General features: G+C 55.0%; 15 protein-coding genes and 3 tRNA genes. 14 read left to right on the top strand and 4 right to left on the bottom strand.

All coding sequences use genetic code 11. The features are described from left to right. Positions 1-39 precede the first annotated feature (39 nt). From mscM to rsgA, 3 genes are all read right to left on the bottom strand, one after another. Positions 40-3,372 carry a miniconductance mechanosensitive channel MscM gene (mscM, locus tag O3S68_RS20850; protein ID WP_020456221.1) on the bottom strand — a complete coding sequence of 1,111 codons (3,333 nt, stop codon included), beginning with the start codon at positions 3,370-3,372 and terminating at the stop codon, positions 40-42. Between the two features lie 24 nt (positions 3,373-3,396). Next, the gene (gene asd, locus O3S68_RS20855) at positions 3,397-4,365 is read right to left on the bottom strand and encodes an archaetidylserine decarboxylase (protein WP_020456222.1); all 969 of its coding nucleotides are present in this window, start codon (positions 4,363-4,365) and stop codon (positions 3,397-3,399) included. Between the two features lie 98 nt (positions 4,366-4,463). Further along, entirely contained in the window at positions 4,464-5,519 is a 1,056-nt protein-coding gene (gene rsgA / locus O3S68_RS20860; RefSeq protein ID WP_269232383.1) for a small ribosomal subunit biogenesis GTPase RsgA, read from the bottom strand. Positions 5,520-5,613: 94 nt separating this feature from the next. Here rsgA and orn point away from each other — a divergent pair, with 94 nt between their 5' ends. The 4 genes from orn (at position 5,614) to O3S68_RS20880 (ending at position 6,778) form a co-directional block, all read left to right on the top strand. Further along, positions 5,614-6,159, top strand: coding sequence for an oligoribonuclease (gene orn, locus O3S68_RS20865; RefSeq protein ID WP_020456224.1), 546 nt, complete (start codon positions 5,614-5,616; stop codon positions 6,157-6,159). Positions 6,160-6,414: 255 nt separating this feature from the next. Continuing rightward, positions 6,415-6,490, top strand: a tRNA-Gly gene (locus O3S68_RS20870). A gap of 63 nt (positions 6,491-6,553) precedes the next feature. After that, positions 6,554-6,629: transfer RNA gene (locus O3S68_RS20875), tRNA-Gly, on the top strand. Positions 6,630-6,702: 73 nt separating this feature from the next. Continuing rightward, positions 6,703-6,778 (top strand) — tRNA-Gly (locus tag O3S68_RS20880). A 269-nt stretch (positions 6,779-7,047) separates the two neighbouring features. Here the strand turns inward: O3S68_RS20880 and queG are convergent. Then, complete coding sequence (queG, locus tag O3S68_RS20885; RefSeq protein ID WP_097406604.1) at positions 7,048-8,187, bottom strand: tRNA epoxyqueuosine(34) reductase QueG; 1,140 nt, start codon at positions 8,185-8,187, stop codon at positions 7,048-7,050. On the opposite strand from queG, the gene nnr reads away from it, so the two are divergent. The 10 genes from nnr to O3S68_RS20935 all read left to right on the top strand — a co-directional run bounded on the left by nnr (position 8,186) and on the right by O3S68_RS20935 (position 18,698). Further along, positions 8,186-9,712 carry a bifunctional ADP-dependent NAD(P)H-hydrate dehydratase/NAD(P)H-hydrate epimerase gene (gene nnr, locus O3S68_RS20890; RefSeq protein ID WP_269232384.1) on the top strand — a complete coding sequence of 509 codons (1,527 nt, stop codon included), beginning with the start codon at positions 8,186-8,188 and terminating at the stop codon, positions 9,710-9,712. The two genes, queG and nnr, sit on opposite strands and share 2 nt — an antisense overlap. Further along, entirely contained in the window at positions 9,705-10,166 is a 462-nt protein-coding gene (gene tsaE, locus O3S68_RS20895; protein ID WP_017459175.1) for a tRNA (adenosine(37)-N6)-threonylcarbamoyltransferase complex ATPase subunit type 1 TsaE, read from the top strand. The genes nnr and tsaE overlap by 8 nt, the downstream gene beginning before the upstream one ends. A gap of 16 nt (positions 10,167-10,182) precedes the next feature. After that, positions 10,183-11,511, top strand: coding sequence for an N-acetylmuramoyl-L-alanine amidase AmiB (gene amiB / locus O3S68_RS20900; RefSeq protein ID WP_020456227.1), 1,329 nt, complete (start codon positions 10,183-10,185; stop codon positions 11,509-11,511). Positions 11,512-11,522: 11 nt separating this feature from the next. Next, entirely contained in the window at positions 11,523-13,379 is a 1,857-nt protein-coding gene (gene mutL / locus O3S68_RS20905; protein WP_045513736.1) for a DNA mismatch repair endonuclease MutL, read from the top strand. Continuing rightward, the gene (miaA, locus tag O3S68_RS20910; protein WP_269232385.1) at positions 13,372-14,322 is read left to right on the top strand and encodes a tRNA (adenosine(37)-N6)-dimethylallyltransferase MiaA; all 951 of its coding nucleotides are present in this window, start codon (positions 13,372-13,374) and stop codon (positions 14,320-14,322) included. The genes mutL and miaA overlap by 8 nt, the downstream gene beginning before the upstream one ends. A gap of 96 nt (positions 14,323-14,418) precedes the next feature. Continuing rightward, positions 14,419-14,724 carry an RNA chaperone Hfq gene (hfq, locus tag O3S68_RS20915; protein ID WP_017459171.1) on the top strand — a complete coding sequence of 102 codons (306 nt, stop codon included), beginning with the start codon at positions 14,419-14,421 and terminating at the stop codon, positions 14,722-14,724. A 75-nt stretch (positions 14,725-14,799) separates the two neighbouring features. Then, positions 14,800-16,080 carry a ribosome rescue GTPase HflX gene (gene hflX / locus O3S68_RS20920; protein ID WP_269232386.1) on the top strand — a complete coding sequence of 427 codons (1,281 nt, stop codon included), beginning with the start codon at positions 14,800-14,802 and terminating at the stop codon, positions 16,078-16,080. 81 nt (positions 16,081-16,161) lie between these two features. Then, positions 16,162-17,421, top strand: a complete 1,260-nt coding sequence (hflK, locus tag O3S68_RS20925) for an FtsH protease activity modulator HflK (RefSeq protein WP_020456231.1) — start codon at positions 16,162-16,164, stop codon at positions 17,419-17,421. Between the two features lie 2 nt (positions 17,422-17,423). Further along, on the top strand, positions 17,424-18,428 hold the full coding sequence (gene hflC, locus O3S68_RS20930; protein WP_020456232.1) for a protease modulator HflC: 1,005 nt from the start codon (positions 17,424-17,426) through the stop codon (positions 18,426-18,428). Positions 18,429-18,500: 72 nt separating this feature from the next. After that, positions 18,501-18,698, top strand: a complete 198-nt coding sequence (locus tag O3S68_RS20935; protein ID WP_017459167.1) for a DUF2065 domain-containing protein — start codon at positions 18,501-18,503, stop codon at positions 18,696-18,698. The last annotated feature ends 73 nt before the right edge of the window (positions 18,699-18,771 follow it).

The raw sequence follows: 18,771 nt of genomic DNA on the forward strand, positions 1-18,771 counted from the left end.
GAACAGTAAAAAGGCGCCTGAGGCGCCTTTTTTGTTGGCTTACAAACTGCCCGCCGGGCGGCTGCTTTTGCCGGAGGACGTCAGCGTCCTTGCCGTGCGTTTGCCGTCGAGACTCTCCAGACGCATCTGGAACGGCGGGAACGGCAAATCGATACCGTGTTCGCGGAAGCCCGCCAGAATCAGCTGGTGGATTTCGTGGCGCAGCGGCATGCGATGCCCCATTTCCGCCGCATAAATGCGTAGCTCAAACAGTTGCAAACCTTGCTGCAAATCGACGAGGAACACTTCCGGCGCCGGGTTATCAATCACCAGCGAACAGCGTTCGGCCGCGGTGTAAAGAATTTGCGTTACCTCTTCGCTGTTGGCATCGGCGGGTGCCGGCACCGTCAGCACCACGCGCGTGACCGAATCCGACAACGACCAGTTAATAAACTGTTCGGTGATAAACGCCTTGTTCGGCACGATGATCTCTTTGCGATCCCAGTCGCTGATAGTCGTCGCGCGCGTATTGATCTTGGTGACGCTACCGGTCAGATCGCGGATCGTCACCGTATCGCCAATGCGGATTGGTTTTTCAAACAGGATAATCAGGCCAGAGATAAAGTTGGCGAAAATCTCCTGCAAGCCAAAACCCAGCCCAACGCCGAGTGCCGCGACCAGCCACTGTAATTTGGCCCACTCAATACCAATCATCGAGAAGCCTACCAATCCGCCAAACAGCATTAACAGATATTTGGTGATCGTGGTGATGGCATAACCCGTGCCCGGTGCCAGATCCAGATGTTGCAGTAGCGCCAGCTCCAGCAAGGCGGGGAGGTTGCGCACCAGTTGGGTGGTGATAATAAACACCAGGATGGCGATCAGCACCGCGCCGAGGGTGATGGGCTCCAGGCTTTCCACGCCTTGTACCGTTGAGGTGACATCCCATAGCGGGATATTTTCCAGAAAGCCAAAGGCGGAATGGATTTCGGACCACAGCACAATCACCGACAGCAGGGCGATCAGCATCAGGATCGAACGCACCAGGCGCAATGACTGTACGCTGATAGCATCAAGATCGACTTCCGGCTCATCCACCTCGGCAGTGCCTTCAGTACTGGTGTGATGGGGAACATCTTCTTCACCACGGGCGCGTTGGGCGAGGATCTCCGCGCGGCGGTGGCGGGCGCGTTCAAAGGCCAGACGGCGGCGCTGGATCAGCATCCAGCGGCGGATGATGTGATAGACCACCAGCAACAGGAACCAGATGGCGACCGAGGTTTCCAGACGCGCCAGCAGCGCCTGCGCCGTAGCCAGATAACCCACGCAGGCAGCCAGAATCGCCGCCAGAGGCGCGCTGAGCAACAGGTTCCACAGCAGGTGGTTGGGCATATTTTCACTGCTGCCAGCTTTATCAACATATAACGGGATCCCGGCACGCTTCAGGCTTAGCGTCACAATCGCCAGCGCCCCGCAAATCAGAATAAAACAGAGCCGCCCCAGCGACGCCGAGAACTCACGATCGTTTAGGTTATCAAACATGATCAGCGCCATGATCAGCGGCACAATAAAACCGATGCTCATCAGGTAATAACGCATCCCTCTTGCCACACGGTTACGCGGCCAGCCGAAGTGGGCGACAAATAAGCCGGTCGGGCGGGCGAACGTGGCGCAGATCATCACCACCCACAGCAGCGGCACGGTGGCGGTTACGCCGTCGCCAATCGCCACTGCCAGCGGGTAGGGCCAGGCTTCCTGCAAACCGTAGCCGAGCGTTTTCCACAATACCGGCAGCGGCGATGCGACCAGAATCGACCAGAACACCGTACGCATGGTGAGCCAGAAGTGATCCTGCGTCACTTTGCCCACGCGCGCGCTGGAACGCTCCAGAAAGCGCGTAAAGTGACGACGGGAGTAAATGCTAAAGCCCACCAGCAGCAACGCGCCAAACAGCGGAAATAACGTCTCTTTGCTGGTGAGCATCATGGCGCTGGCTTTGCCCAACTGGTTGATGGTATCGAGCGAAAGCAAGCGACGCAGATCCTGTACGATCTCAATCGGCCAGGCGAAGGAGATAGGGCTGACATCCGCCGTCCAGAACAGATAGCGGTGCGTAGCTTCATTCACTTCTTTTAGCGCGTCTTCCAACTGGCTATTGGAAACTTTGAGCTTGGTGAGTTCAAGGATTAGCGTATCGCCGCCCTGCAATAGCGAATTCAGCAGTTCGCGCTGGGTGCGCAGTTGTGCTTCCAGAATGCGGTTTTGCTCAGCCGTCAGCGCCTGACCATCCGCCTGGCGGATTTGTCGCAGTTGCGGCTGCTTGTTCAGCAGATCTTCATAGCGCATGCGATGCACACGCAACTGCGCCATTTCGGTATCAAGCTGCTGCGGTTTTGGCATCTCTGGCAGACGAGCGACCTGTGCGCGCAACGCTTCACCGAGCATATTGGACGCGCCAAGCCATTGCGATTGTTCACGCAGGGTATTCAGCGCCTGACGAACCTGCAATGTCTGCCCGGTGGCCTGGCGCTGCTGTGAGGCTACCAGGTCCATACGCTGCGCCTGCTGGTTCAGCGCCTGTGACAACTCGCGGTTAATGCGGAACTGCTCGACAATTCCCGCTGGTAAGTTGGCGCTGTTTTCGGCCAGTAATTCGGTGCTTTCCAGCGCCTGTTCCGCTTCGCGCTGGCGCTGACTGTTGAGTTGATTACGCAACGCTTGTAAATACGCGTCTAATTGCTGGCTCTGTTTTTGTGCCAGCTCGGAGCGCATGCGCGCCAGCTCCTGGCGGTTATTTGCTGATAGCTGTGCCAGCTCCAGTTCGTCAACCAGTGCTTTCAGCTTCGCGGATTCCGCCTGCGCGCCAAAGTTTTGTGCTTGTGCCAGCGGGGTATTGCTGTTTTGCGCCCCGAGGCGGCGTTCAACTTCGGTGACCTGGCGGCGTGCGTCGGTTTGCTGCTGCGGTAGCTGACTTAGCGAATCGCTAATTTCCCGCGCGCGCTCCTGCTCCTGTTGCGCTAAACGGGTTTTCTCCAGCAACTGGCTGCTGACTTGCAGGATCTCCTGATTCAGCGCGTCGCTGCTCATGCCCGCCGGAACAGGTTTCGGTTCATCACGCAGGTTATCGAGCTGCGCGCGCAACGTTCTGGAGAGTTTGGGGAAGTTATCAATGACTTCTTGATATTGTTTGGCGCGCTCGAGTGAACCTTTACGTTCTTCGAGCGCGTTTAGCGCGGCCTGGAGCACCTCGACGGTTTCGGCCTGATCCGGTGTGTTTTTCGCCGCTTTGGCTTGCTCCAGCTCCTGGGCGATTTGCCGGGCATCGGGGGCCGTTGCGGCGATAGCCCCCAGGCTGAGGCACCAGGCCATCAGAAAAACGATAATCAGGCGCACATCAGTCTCCAGAATGGTTAAGGCTTAGCTTTCGTCTTGCTTGTCGTCTACCAGCGGGCTGGCGTCATGCTCTGCTTTGATTTCCGCTTCCGGAAGCGGTGCCGGTTGTGCATCAACAGGCGCGAAGGTTTCGGCGGAAATCGCCAGCGGCTGGCCAATTTTGGTCACTGACAGGCTCTGTAACTGCTCGACTAAATTCACTTTGCCCGGCGCAAACAGGTTAATTACGGTAGAACCGAGTTTGAAACGGCCCATCTCCTGGCCTTTCAGCAGGGCAACCGCGCCTTCGCTTTCACCGGCAGGCCAGGTCCAGCGTTTGATGATGCCTTCGCGTGGTGGAGTGATGGTGCCCGCCCATACGGTTTCGATGCTGCCGACAATCGTCGCGCCGACAAGGATTTGCGCCATCGGACCAAACTCGGTATCAAACAGGCAGATCACGCGTTCGTTACGGGCAAACAGGTTCGGCACGTTCTGCGCCGTCAAATGGTTTACGGAGAAAAGATCGCCCGGCACGTAAATCATCTCGCGCAGGATGCCGTTGCACGGCATGTGCACGCGGTGATAGTCGCGCGGCGAGAGATAGGTGGTGACAAAGCTACCGTTACGGAACAGATCCGCCATCAGGTAGTTGCCCGCCAGCAGCGCTTCCAGGGTGTAGTTGTGCCCTTTGGCCTGCAGAATTTTGTCGTTATCGATAGCGCCAAGTTGGCTAATCACACCGTCCGCAGGCATCACCAGCACGTTCGGGTCAGTATCGAGCGGGCGCACTTCGTCACGCAGTGGGCGGACGAAAAAGTCGTTAAAAGTGCGGTAGCTGGCGGTGTCCGGCTTCTGCGCTTCTTTCATATCGACCTTGTAGTATTTTACGAACAGATCGATAACCAGTTTGGTCAGCCAGCCTGCACGTTTGCTCGCGCCCCAGCCCGCCAGGCGAGTGAGCCACAGTTTAGGCAGAATGTATTGAAGCGAAAGTTTAAATGAGTTTAACAAGGTAGCCTCCAGGCTATTGTTTTTGTCGTTCCTGACCCGGCGCGTAAGCGCCGAAGCCTTTAAAAAGGGGACGATTTTAGCGACGCTAAGCGTAGTTGTCAGTCATCAGATTCAGAAAAGCTTTTACGCGTTTTTACTTGCGACATGCTCTCAAGAATGCGGTGGTAGTTTTCAAACCGACTTTCGGCGATTTCGCCTTTCTCTACCGCTTCGCGGATGGCGCAACCTGGGTCGGTATCGTGCTTGCAGTCGCGGTATTTGCAATGACCAAGATAGTCATGGAATTCGACAAAGCCGTTGGTGATTTGTTCCGGTTCGAGATGCCAGAGGCCAAACTCGCGAACGCCCGGTGAATCAATCACATCGCCGCCATGTGGGAAATGATACAGCCGCGCCGCAGTCGTGGTGTGCTGGCCAAGACCAGAGACGTCGGAAACGTCGTTGGTGAGGATTTGATCTTCCTGAAAATCGAGCAACGCATTGAGCAGGCTCGATTTCCCCACCCCGGACTGACCCGCAAAAATGCTTATGCGGTCGGTCAAGGCTTCAACAAGCGGTGCCAGCCCGTCTTGCGTATGGCTTGAAACCATCAGCACCTTGTAGCCAATCCCACGATAGATATCCATCTGCTCGTTAACGAAGCGCATGCTGTCGTCATCCAGCAGATCAATTTTGTTCAGCACAATTAACGGCTCGACCTGCAGGGTTTCACACGCCACCAGATAGCGGTCGATGATATTGAGCGATAACACCGGCAGGATAGCGGAAACCACGACGATCTGGTCGATGTTTGCCGCGATCGGTTTGACGCCATCGTAAAAGTCAGGGCGCGTCAGCACCGAGGTGCGTTCATGGACCGCTTCTACGATGCCTTTCACGCTGACACCTTCTGCCGCCTCTTTACCCGGACGCCATACCACGCGATCGCCGGTCACCAGCGAGCGGATAGTGCGGCGTATGTTGCAGCGATGCACTTCGCCATCGGCGGATTCCACATCGGCGTGCATGCCAAAGCGGCTGATCACCACTCCTTCGGACGGATCGCCGAACAGGTTGTCATCGTAGTCAGCTTTCTCCGCAGACGTTTTTAGTCGGCGCTGATGGTTCGCATTGACGCGGCGCTGCTGCCCTTTGGAGAGTTTATTTTTACTCAATCGTGCTGGCTCCTGGTCGCCCCGGATGGGCAAAACGACTATGATACACGCAATTTTAGATGAATATAGTTACGCGAGAAGGGTGGAAAATAGCATGAGCGCAAATGAAAACAACCTCATTTGGATCGATCTGGAAATGACGGGGTTAGATCCCGAGCGCGATCGCATTATTGAAATCGCGACGCTGGTGACCGATGCAAACCTCAACATTCTGGCGGAAGGTCCGGTAATTGCCGTTCACCAATCCGACGCGCAGTTAGCGCTGATGGATGACTGGAACGTACGTACGCACACCGGTAGCGGCCTGGTGGATCGCGTCAAGGCCAGCCAACTGGATGACCGTGCGGCAGAACTGGCGACTATAGCGTTCCTGAAAGAGTGGGTACCCGCGGGGAAATCGCCGATTTGCGGTAACAGTATCGGCCAGGATCGTCGCTTTCTGTTTAAGTACATGCCGGAGCTCGAAGCCTATTTCCACTATCGCTACCTGGATGTCAGCACGTTGAAAGAGCTGGCGCGCCGCTGGAAACCGGAAGTGCTTGAAGGGCTGAAAAAGCAGAACACGCATCAGGCGCTGGATGATATTCGCGAATCGGTGGCGGAACTTGCTTACTATCGCGAGCATTTTATTAAGCTGTAATACAAAAGCGGCGCGGAGCCGGAAATTTTAGCTTCGGCTCTGTAAGCCACTAACCGCGCGACTTTGCTGGAAAAATGCGCGTTTTGTCGATTAAATCGGCACTTGAACAAAAAAAGCGAAAATTTGCTTTCGGGGGCTTGCAGCAGGAAGGATTTCTCGTATAATGCGCCTCCCGTGAAGACACAGAAATGTGCAACACGGCATCACGAAATTTTAGTGAAAAGCGTAAGCAACTTACTGAAAAATCGATGATAAGCGGGAATAGCTCAGTTGGTAGAGCACGACCTTGCCAAGGTCGGGGTCGCGAGTTCGAGTCTCGTTTCCCGCTCCAAAATTTGAAATGCACCATCCAGATTTACTGGCTTCAGCATTGACGTTGAATCCAGATAAATATGCGGGAATAGCTCAGTTGGTAGAGCACGACCTTGCCAAGGTCGGGGTCGCGAGTTCGAGTCTCGTTTCCCGCTCCAAATTTGAAATGCCGAAAGGCACGCACCATCCAGATTTACTGGTGACGGCAAGCAAGCCAAACCAGATAAGTATGCGGGAATAGCTCAGTTGGTAGAGCACGACCTTGCCAAGGTCGGGGTCGCGAGTTCGAGTCTCGTTTCCCGCTCCAAATTTTCAAATCCAATAAATTATCCACAGCGGGTTTCCTCGTTGGGGACGTTTTTTATTGTCTTCGCTAAACGTTTGTGAACAGACTTATCCACAGGCGAGCCTTTCATTCGCAACACAACGATTACTTCGATAAGCAAACCATTTTCTTTTAATGCGTTGAAAATAAATAAGAAAATAACATTTCAAACTGTTAACGCGATCGCTTGACGATTTTGTGAACGTTGAATCGTAATGTGTTTTTAATTTTATTCACAAGCTGTGGATGGCTCAGGCATCGCGTGGTAACCCTTTTTCAACCACCCGAACCAGCCGTTGTTTTTTCGACGTCTGGACTTCCACCACGCAGGCATTACGCTTCTCAATTTGCTGCGCAATCGCCCACTGTATGTGTTCGTCGAGAAGTGGGTGCTCACCCAGACGTTGTTCCAGTGCCTGAATATTGGCAACGTCCCACGGCGCATTCCCCAGCGCGACGGCAATATTCCGCAGCCAGCGCAGATGACCAATACGGCGTATGGCCGAACCCTCAGTGATTTTCAAAAAATACGCCTCGGTCCAGCCGAACAGTTCAATCAACTCTGGAGCGTGCAGCGCTTTACGCGGGCTGAAATCCTCTTCTTCGGTTAACTGAGAGAAACGGTTCCACGGGCAGATCAACTGACAATCGTCACAGCCGTAGATACGGTTACCTATCAGCGGACGAAATTCTTCTGGGATAGCCCCTTCCAGTTCAATGGTGAGGTAAGAAATGCAGCGCCGGGCATCGACCGTATAGGGTTCGACAATTGCGCCGGTCGGGCAGATGGTCATGCAGGCCACACAGCGGCCACAGCCTTCTTCCACCGGTTGGTCGACGGGAAGCGGTAAATCGATCAATAACTCGCCAAGGAAAAAGAACGAGCCAGCGTCGCGGCTTAAGATAAGTGAGTGCTTACCTGTCCAGCCAAGCCCGGCTTTTTCCGCCAGCGGGCGCTCGAGAATGGGCGCAGAATCGACAAAAGGTCTAAAATTCAGCGAAGCACATTGCTGCTGGATCAGCTCGCCGAGCTTTTTTAACCGGTTGCGCAGCAGCTTATGGTAATCGCGGCCCAGCGCATAACGGCTGACATAGCCAAGCGTCGGGTTTTTCAACGTGCTGGCGAAGGCCGCTTGTGCGGGAAGGTAGTTCATTCGCACGCTGATAACGCGTAGCGTGCCGGGGAGAAGCTCGTGGGGGCGGGCGCGCATCATACCGTGACGCGCCATCCACTCCATCTCGCCGTGATATTGTTTATCCAGCCATGCCTGTAACGCAGGTTCGCTGGCGCTGAGATCGGTATCGGTAATACCGACCTGCTGAAAACCCAGTTCAGTGCCCCACTGTTTGATTTGTTGCGCTAAGTGATTGAGATCGAGGGGTTCTGACATGACGGACCATACAATGAAGAAAATCGCAGCAAGTATACCACACTCTGTCTGGCCTGCTGAGGACCTCAGACGCGCTGAAAAAAAGGCGGCGGATAGCCTTGGCATTACGCTTTATGAACTGATGCAGCGCGCGGGAGAAGCGGCGTTCAACATTGCGCGGGAACACTTTCCTGATGCGCGTAGCTGGCTTGTACTTTGCGGCCACGGTAATAACGGTGGCGACGGCTATGTGGTGGCGCGTTTAGCCGCAGCGGCGGGGCTTTCCGTGACGCTGCTGGCGCTGGAAAGCAACAAACCGCTGCCGGAAGAGGCCGCGCAGGCGCGCGAGGCGTGGCTCAATGCGGGTGGCGAGATCCATGCGGCTGACGTTCTGTGGCCGGAACAGGTTGATCTCATTATTGATGGGCTGCTTGGCACCGGCCTTACCAGTGCGCCGCGCAATGATGTGGCGACGCTGATTGATCATGCCAATGCGCACCCGGCTCCCGTGCTGGCGCTGGATATTCCCTCTGGCCTGAATGCGCAAACCGGCGCGGCTGCTGGTGCGGTGATGCAGGCGCGTCATACGGTGACGTTTATCGCCCTTAAACCTGGTTTGCTAACGGGCAAAGCGCGCGATGTGGTTGGTCAATTACATCACCATGCGTTGGGGCTTGACGCCTGGCTTTCAGGCCAGCAAACATCTCTTTCCCGTTTTGATGCCACCCTGCTTACCCAATGGTTTACGCCACGGCGACCCACTTCGCATAAAGGTGATTTCGGGCGGCTGGTGATTATCGGTGGCGATCACGGAACGGCTGGCGCGGTGCGCATGGCGGGAGAAGCTGCGTTGCGCACAGGCGCTGGCCTGGTGCGGGTACTGACGCGTAGCGAGAATATTGCACCCATTATTACCGCGCGCCCGGAACTGATGGTGCACGAACTCACCGCCGAGTCGCTGGATGAGGGCCTTGAATGGGCAGATGTGGTGGTCATTGGCCCCGGTCTTGGGCAACTGGAGTGGGGTAAAAAGGCGCTCCAGAAAGTGGAAAATTTTCGCAAACCGATGTTATGGGATGCGGATGCGCTGAACCTTCTGGCAATCAATCCCGATAAACGTCACAATCGCGTTCTGACGCCGCACCCCGGCGAAGCTGCTCGCTTGCTTAACTGTAGCGTGGCAGAAATTGAAAGCGACCGCTTACTTTCCGCGCGGCGTCTGGTAAAACGTTACGCAGGTGTTGTCGTGCTGAAAGGTGCGGGTACGGTTATCGCGAGCGACGATGGCGAAACGGGCATTATTGATGCCGGTAACGCCGGGATGGCAAGTGGCGGAATGGGCGATGTGCTGTCGGGCATTATCGGTTCGCTACTGGGGCAAAAATTGAGCCTGTATGACGCGGCCTGCGCCGGGTGTGTCGCGCACGGTGCGGCGGCGGATCGCCTGGCGCTGCAGCACGGCCAGCGAGGCATGCTGGCAACCGATCTTTTTAGCACGCTGTTGCGTGTTGTTAACCCGGATGTAATTGAAACAGAAGATGATTAATCGAGTTATTCCTTTACCTGACGAGCAATCAACACTGGATCTCGGCAAGCGTGTGGCGCAGGCCTGCGACGGCGCGACAGTGATTTATTTATATGGCGATCTTGGTGCAGGGAAAACCACCTTTAGCCGGGGATTTCTGCAGGCTTTAGGCCATAACGGCAATGTCAAAAGCCCGACTTACACACTGGTTGAACCTTACACCCTCGATAAATTAATGGTGTATCACTTCGATTTGTACCGCCTTGCGGACCCGGAGGAGCTGGAATTTATGGGGATCCGTGATTATTTTGCCAACGATGCGATTTGCTTGGTCGAGTGGCCGCAACAAGGTGCGGGTGTACTGCCTGACCCGGATGTCGAAATCCATTTAGATTACCAGGCGCAGGGGCGTGAGGCGCGCATTAGCGCTGTATCCTCATCTGGCGATTCGTTACTGGCACGTATGGCCGGTTAACCGGAAGGATGACGGAATGATCTGTCGCGTGAAAAGTTGGTTGGCACTCGCATTGTTACTGCTGTGTACGCAGGTGAGTGCGGCGAGTTTAGCGGATATTCAGGTGTCGAATGGCGATAGCCAGGCGCGTATTACCTTCAGTTTTATGGGCGATCCTGACTATTCGTTTTCGCAGCAGGGCAAGCGCAGCGTTGCGCTGGACATCAAGCAGACCGGCGTGATTCAGGGTCTGCCGCTGCAGTTCAGTGGCAATAATCTGGTGAGAAGCATTCGTGCCGGTACCGCACAGGACAACCAGTCGATTCGGCTGGTGGTGGATCTGACGCAGAACGGCAAAACCCGCGCGGTGAAACAGCAAAGCGGAGCGGGCTACACTGTCGTCTTTACCATTGATGCTGATGTTCCTCCGCCGCCACCGCCGCCAAAAGTGGTAGTGAAACGCGCAGAAACCCCGGCGGTTATGCCGCAACAAACGGCACCGGGACGCAACCCGTTTAAAGGCGAAAACGATCGCATCACCAGCGTCACCAGCAGTAATACCATCACGCGGCCTGCGATGCAGTCGCGCGCGGTTTCTGGCGATAAAGTAGTGATTGCCATCGATGCCGGGCACGGCGGTCAGGACCCCGGCGCGATTGGCGCAGGGGGAACGCAGGAGAAAAACGTCACTATCTCTATCGCGCGGAAACTGCGGACGTTACTGAATGGTGACCCCATGTTCAAACCGGTGATGACTCGCGATGGCGATTACTTTATTTCGGTGATGGGCCGCTCCGACGTGGCGCGTAAGCAGAATGCAAATTTTCTGGTTTCGATCCATGCCGATGCCGCGCCTAACCGCGATGCAACCGGCGCTTCGGTATGGGTGCTGTCTAACCGCCGTGCAAACAGTGAAATGGCGGGCTGGCTGGAGCAGCATGAGAAACAGTCCGAGCTGCTTGGCGGCGCGGGCGATGTGCTGGCAAATAGCCAGTCTGACCCTTATTTGAGCCAGGCGGTGCTGGATTTACAGTTCGGCCATTCGCAGCGCGTAGGCTATGATGTCGCCACCAGTATGCTCAGCCAGCTTCAGCGTATCGGTGCATTACATAAACGCCGCCCGGAACACGCCAGCCTTGGCGTTCTGCGCTCACCGGATATTCCGTCGGTGCTGGTCGAAACGGGCTTTATCAGTAACAGCAGCGAAGAGCGGCTACTGGGAAGCGATGCCTACCAGCAACAAATTGCCGAAGCGATTTACGGTGGGCTGCGTAACTATTTCCTCGCACATCCGTTGCAATCCTCGCCGCAGAGCGGCGGGCAAACCGCCAGTGCGGGCTCATCTGCTAACGGGCTGCTCAACTAAGGATTTATTTCATGCCGATACAGGTTCTACCGCCACAGCTTGCGAACCAGATCGCCGCGGGCGAAGTGGTTGAACGCCCTGCGTCGGTGGTGAAAGAGTTAGTGGAAAACAGCCTTGATGCTGGCGCAACGCGCATTGATATTGATATCGAGCGCGGCGGCGCGAAGTTAATTCGTATCCGTGACAACGGTGTCGGCATCAAAAAAGAGGAGCTGGCGCTGGCGCTGGCACGTCATGCCACCAGTAAAATTGCCTCTCTGGATGACCTGGAAGCGATTATCAGTCTTGGTTTTCGCGGCGAAGCGCTGGCGAGTATCAGCTCGGTTTCCCGTTTAACGTTGACTTCCCGTACAGCCGAACAGCAAGAAGCCTGGCAGGCTTATGCCGAAGGGCGCGAGATGGCGGTGACGGTGAAACCCGCTGCGCACCCGGTGGGCACGACGCTCGAAGTGCTGGATCTGTTTTACAACACGCCGGCGCGGCGCAAATTTATGCGCACGGAAAAAACCGAGTTCGGCCATATCGATGAAGTGATCCGCCGTATCGCACTGGCGCGTTTTGATGTCACCATTAACCTCAATCACAACGGTAAACTGGTGCGTCAGTATCGCGCGGTTGCTGAAGGGGGGCAGAAAGAGCGCCGCCTTGGCGCGATTTGCGGCACGGCATTTTTAGAGCAGGCGCTGGCCATTGAATGGCAGCATGGTGACTTAGCCCTGCGCGGCTGGGTGGCCGATCCCAAAAGTACCTCCAGCGCTTTCGCTGAAATCCAGTATTGCTATGTAAATGGCCGCATGATGCGCGACCGGCTGATAAACCACGCCATTCGCCAGGCATGTGAAGATAAGCTGGGTGCGGATCAGCAGCCTGCGTTTGTGCTTTATCTGGAAATCGATCCGCATCAAGTGGATGTGAATGTCCATCCGGCAAAACATGAAGTGCGCTTTCATCAGTCGCGCCTGGTACATGATTTTATCTACCAGGGCGTGTTAAGTGTGCTGCAACAGCAGATAGAAACACCGTTACCGCTTTCTGAGGAACCCGCGCCAAGAGCGCTGCCGGAAAACCGGGTCGCGGCAGGGCGTAACCAGTTTGCTGAACCGCTGATCGCTCGCGAGCCGCCAGCACCGCGTGTTTCCACTCCTTCTTCTGGGGGAGCGCGTAGCAATACCGCAGGGGCTCAACCGTGGCCTAACGCTCAGCCGGGTTATCAGAAACAGCAGGGGGCGCTCTATCGGCAATTGCTGGAAACCCCGGTTGTCGAACGTAAAAATGAAAACGTGGCGCCTGTCGCTCCGGCGCTTGACGGGCACAGCCAGAGTTTTGGTCGCGTATTAACGCTTATTGCGCCGCATTTCGCGCTACTTGAGCGGGACGGAAAACTGGCACTACTGGCACTGCCGGTTGCTGAACGCTGGCTGCGCCATGCGCAACTGTCGCCAGACCACGCGCCTGCCTGCGGTCAACCGTTATTGATTCCGGTGCGTTTAAAAATCTCTGCGCAAGAGAGCGCCGTATTGAAGCGTGCCCAGGCAGTGCTTGCGGAAATGGGCATCGAATTTGTTCCCGATGGACAACACGTGACCATTCGCGCAGTGCCTTTACCCTTGCGCCAACAAAATTTACAAATCTTGATTCCCGCTCTGATAGGCTACCTGGCGCAGCAGACAAGCATTGATGCGGTGAATATTGCTCACTGGCTGGCGCGCCAGCTGGCGAGTGAGCATCCACAATGGAGTGTGGCGCAGGCGATAACCCTGCTTGCCGACGTTGAACGGCTTTGTCCGCATCTGGTGAAGACCCCGCCGGATGGTTTATTACAACCTGTTGATTTACAAAAGGCGATGAACGCCCTGAAAAATGAATGAAGTGAGTAAGGCTGGCCTGCCGAAGGCTATTTTTTTGATGGGGCCCACGGCCTCCGGCAAAACCGCATTAGCCATTGAGCTTCGTAAAGTTTTGCCAGTAGAGTTGATAAGCGTAGATTCAGCCCTTATCTATCGGGGAATGGATATTGGTACCGCCAAGCCGAGCGCGGAAGAGTTACAGGCTGCGCCGCACCGGTTGTTGGATATTCTCGATCCGGCGGTAGCCTATTCCGCCGCTGATTTTCGCCGCGATGCGCTGGCGGAGATGAAAGAGATAACCGATGCAGGGCGAATTCCTCTGCTGGTGGGCGGTACGATGCTCTACTTTAAGGCGTTGCTGGAAGGGTTATCGCCTCTTCCGTCGGCAGATGCGCAAGTGCGAGCAGACATTGAAAAACAGGCGGCAGAGCGGGGATGGGAAGCGTTGCATCAGCAGTTGCGGGAGATCGATCCCGTTGCCGCAGCGCGGATTCATCCAAATGATCCGCAAAGGCTTTCCCGGGCACTGGAAGTTTTTTTCATTTCGGGTAAAACTTTAACGGATCTGACGCAAACGTCAGGAGACGCTCTGCCTTACCAGGTGCATCAGTTCGCCATCGCCCCGGCGAGCCGTGAACTGCTCCATCAACGAATCGAGCAGCGTTTTCATCAGATGTTAGCTTCAGGTTTTGAAGCAGAAGTGCGGGCGCTTTTTGCTCGTGGTGATTTGCATACGGATATGCCTTCCGTTCGTTGTGTGGGATACCGCCAGATGTGGTCATACATTGAAGGCGAAATTTCATATGATGAAATGGTTTATCGAGGTATTTGCGCGACGAGGCAGTTAGCCAAGCGGCAGATAACCTGGTTGCGGGGCTGGGATGGCGTTCACTGGTTAGAGAGTGAAAAGCCGGAAAAGTCTTACCGTGACGTGCTACAGGTTGTTAGTGCTATCGCAGGGTGAATGTGTACAATTAAGTCGTATGGCGCGCAAATTTTTACGCAGTTTTCAGAACTTACGAGTTCTAAGTACAAAACAAGCATATAAGGAAAAGATAGAATGGCTAAGGGGCAATCTTTACAAGATCCGTTCCTGAACGCACTGCGTCGGGAACGTGTTCCAGTTTCAATTTATTTGGTGAATGGTATTAAGCTGCAAGGGCAAATTGAGTCTTTCGATCAGTTCGTGATCCTGTTGAAAAACACGGTCAGTCAGATGGTCTATAAGCACGCGATTTCAACTGTTGTTCCATCTCGTCCGGTTTCTCATCACAGCAACAATGCCGGCGGCGGTACCAGCAGTAACTACCATCACGGTAGCAACGCGCAGGGCTCTGCACAGCAGGAAGGCGAAGAGACCGAATAAGGTTGACGGCTGATTTTCCAGATCGGGGAGCCAGTAAAGCTGTGTTCCCCGCTGGTATTTTATGAGGGTTTACGCTTGTTTGACCGTTATGACGCCGGTGAGCAGGCGGTACTGGTACACATCTATTTTTCGCAAGACAAAGATATGGAAGACCTCCAGGAGTTTGAATCTCTGGTCTCTTCCGCCGGTGTCGAAGCAATGCAGGTGATTACCGGTAGCCGTAAAGCACCGCATCCAAAATATTTTGTTGGTGAAGGTAAAGCAGTAGAAATTGCGGATGCCGTAAAATCTGCGGGCGCTTCTGTTGTGCTCTTTGATCATGCGCTAACCCCAGCCCAGGAACGTAACCTGGAGAGACTGTGCGAATGTCGAGTCATCGATCGCACCGGTCTGATATTAGATATTTTTGCCCAGCGTGCGCGTACGCATGAGGGGAAATTGCAAGTTGAGCTGGCGCAGTTGCGCCATCTGGCGACACGCCTTGTGCGTGGCTGGACCCACCTTGAACGACAAAAGGGCGGCATTGGTTTGCGCGGTCCGGGTGAAACCCAGCTCGAAACCGACCGTCGTTTGTTGCGTAATCGTATTACTCAGATCCTCTCGCGCCTCGAAAAGGTTGAAAAGCAGCGTGAACAGGGGCGTCGTTCCCGCACGAAAGCCGATATTCCAACGGTCTCGCTGGTGGGGTATACCAACGCCGGTAAATCCACGCTGTTTAACCAGATAACGGAAGCGCAGGTCTACGCGGCCGATCAGCTATTCGCCACCCTCGATCCGACGTTGCGTCGTATTGATGTCGCGGATGTCGGTGAAACGGTGCTGGCAGACACGGTAGGGTTTATTCGCCACTTGCCGCACGATTTGGTTGCCGCGTTTAAAGCAACCTTGCAGGAGACGCGCCAGGCGACGTTGTTACTGCATGTGATTGATGCCGCCGATGTGCGAGTACAGGAAAACATCGATGCAGTGAACACCGTGCTGGAAGAGATTGAGGCACACGATATCCCGACGCTGCTGGTGATGAACAAAATCGATATGCTGGACGATTTCGAACCGCGTATTGACCGGGATGAAGAGAACAAACCGATCCGTGTCTGGCTCTCCGCGCAGACAGGGGGTGGCGTACCACTGTTATTCCAGGCTTTGACTGAGCGTCTTGCGGGTGAAGTGGCGCAGCACACGCTGCGATTACCGCCGCAGGAAGGGCGTCTGAGAAGTCGGTTTCACCAGCTTCAGGCAATAGAAAAAGAGTGGATGGAAGACGATGGCAGCGTAGGTATGCAGGTGCGTATGCCGATCGTTGACTGGCGTCGACTCTGTAAACAAGAACCGGCACTCGAAGAGTACATCGTTTGACCGGCAGCCTGAAGATTTTTCCCCTTTGGGGGTGCCCGCCAAAGGCCGGGTATACACCGCAAATAAATATGGAGCACATACATGGCGTGGAATCAGCCCGGTAACAACGGACAAGACCGCGACCCGTGGGGAAGCAGCAAACCAGGCGGCAACTCTGAGGGAAATGGAAACAAAGGCGGTCGCGATCAGGGACCACCTGATCTGGATGATATTTTCCGTAAACTGAGTAAAAAACTCGGTGGCCTGGGCGGTGGTAAAAGCACCGGCGGCGGTAATCCGGGTTCTTCTGGCCCACGTGGTCAGGCGAGCGGGCGTATTGTGGGTATCGTTGCGGCAGCGGTCGTTATTATCTGGGCTGCAACCGGGTTCTACACCATTAAAGAAGCCGAACGTGGCGTGGTGACCCGTTTGGGCAAGTTCAGCCATTTGGTCGAACCGGGTTTGAACTGGAAACCGAACTTTATCGATGAAGTGACGCCCGTAAACGTGGAATCCGTGCGTGAACTGGCGGCATCTGGCGTGATGCTGACGTCTGATGAAAACGTCGTGCGCGTTGAAATGAACGTGCAGTATCGCATTACCGATCCTGAGCGCTATCTGTTTAGCGTTACCAGCGCCGATGACAGCCTGCGTCAGGCAACGGACAGCGCGCTGCGTGGCGTCATCGGCAAATACACCATGGATCGTATTCTGACCGAAGGCCGTACCGTTATTCGTAGCGATACCCAGCGCGAACTGGAAGAAACCATTCGCCCGTATAACATGGGGATTACCCTGCTCGACGTTAACTTCCAGGCCGCTCGTCCGCCGGAAGAGGTGAAAGCCGCGTTTGATGATGCCATTGCCGCCCGTGAAAACGAGCAGCAGTACATCCGTGAAGCCGAAGCTTACACCAACGAAGTTCAGCCGCGTGCGAACGGTCAGGCGCAGCGTATCCTCGAAGAGGCGCGCGCGTATAAAACGCAAACCATCCTGGAAGCACAGGGTGAAGTGGCGCGCTTTGCTAAGATCCTGCCGGAATATAAAGCCGCGCCGGAAATTACCCGCGAGCGTCTGTATATCGAAACCATGGAAAAAGTGCTGAGCCATACCCGCAAAGTGCTGGTTAACGATAAAGGCGGCAACCTGATGGTGCTGCCGCTGGATCAGATGCTGAAAGGTGGTAACGCCGCTCCTGCAGCAAAGAGTGACAACAGTGGCGCGAACAACTTGCTGCGTCTGCCGCCAGCGTCAAGCTCCAGTAGCAGCGCTAACAGCGCCCCCGCAACGTCTGCGGGAGATATCATGGACCAACGCCGCGTTAACGCGCAGCGTAACGACTACCAGCGTCAGGGGGAATAACGATGCGTAAGTCAGTTATCGCGATCATCATCATCGTGCTGGTAGTGCTCTACACCTCTATTTTTGTGGTGAAAGAAGGCGAGCGTGGTATCTCGCTGCGCTTTGGTAAAGTGCTGCGTGATGATGAAAACAAGCCGTTGGTTTATGCGCCGGGCCTGCATTTCAAACTGCCGTTTATTGAGTCGGTTAAACTGCTTGATGCACGTATCCAGACTATGGATAACCAGGCAGATCGCTTTGTGACCAAAGAGAAAAAAGATCTGATCGTCGACTCCTACATCAAGTGGCGTATCAGCGATTTCAGCCGTTACTATCTGGCGACCGGCGGCGGTGACGTCTCCCAGGCAGAGGTGCTGCTGAAACGTAAGTTCTCTGACCGTCTGCGTTCTGAAATCGGTCGTCTGGACGTGAAAGACATCGTTACCGATTCTCGTGGCCGTTTGACGCTCGAAGTGCGCGATGCGCTGAACTCGGGTTCTGCCGGTACAGAAGACGAAGTGTCGACGCCTGCTGCCGATGATGCCATCGCGAAAGCGGCTGAGCGCGTTCAGGCTGAAACTAATGGCAAAGTGCCGGTTATCAACCCGAACAGTATGGCGGCGTTGGGTATTGAAGTGGTTGATGTGCGCATTAAGCAAATCAACCTGCCGACTGAAGTGTCGGATGCGATTTACAACCGTATGCGCGCCGAGCGTGAAGCGGTTGCCCGTCGTCATCGTTCACAGGGTCAGGAAGAAGCGGAAAAACTGCGTGCCGCAGCGGATTACGAAGTGACCAAAACGCTGGCAGAATCTGAGCGTCAGGGGCGTATCCTGCGCGGTGAGGGTGATGCTGAAGCGGCGAAGCTGTTTGCTGATGCATTCAGTCAGGATCCGGACTTCTATGCCTTTATCCGTAGCCTGCGTGCCTATGAAAGCAGCTTCCAGAGCAACCAGGATGTGATGGTGCTTAGCCCGGATAGCGATTTCTTCCGTTATATGAAGACGCCGACTTCCGCGACTCGTTAAGATAACCTGCGATTTTCATCGTAAAAACCACCGCCTTCTCCGGCGGTGGTTTTGTGTTTATAAGGATCAGCAATGAATTCGACAATCTGGCTCGCTCTGGCGCTGGTGTTGGTACTGGAAGGGCTTGGGCCGATGCTTTATCCGCGAGCATGGCGGCGTATGATTGCTTCTCTTAGCCTGCTGCCGGACCATCTTTTGCGTCGATTTGGCGGTGGGCTTGTGGTCGCGGGAGTGGTTATCTACTACATGTTGAGGAAAACGATTGGCTGACGAAATTGAGGCGTTCTTTGGGCATTTTTGCACAGAAAAAGTGCTGAATCTGAAAAAAAGCGGTGGTAGAATC

Origin of the sequence: Kosakonia sp. SOY2 (genome assembly GCF_027109175.1) — a bacterium.
Lineage (GTDB): Bacteria > Pseudomonadota > Gammaproteobacteria > Enterobacterales > Enterobacteriaceae > Kosakonia.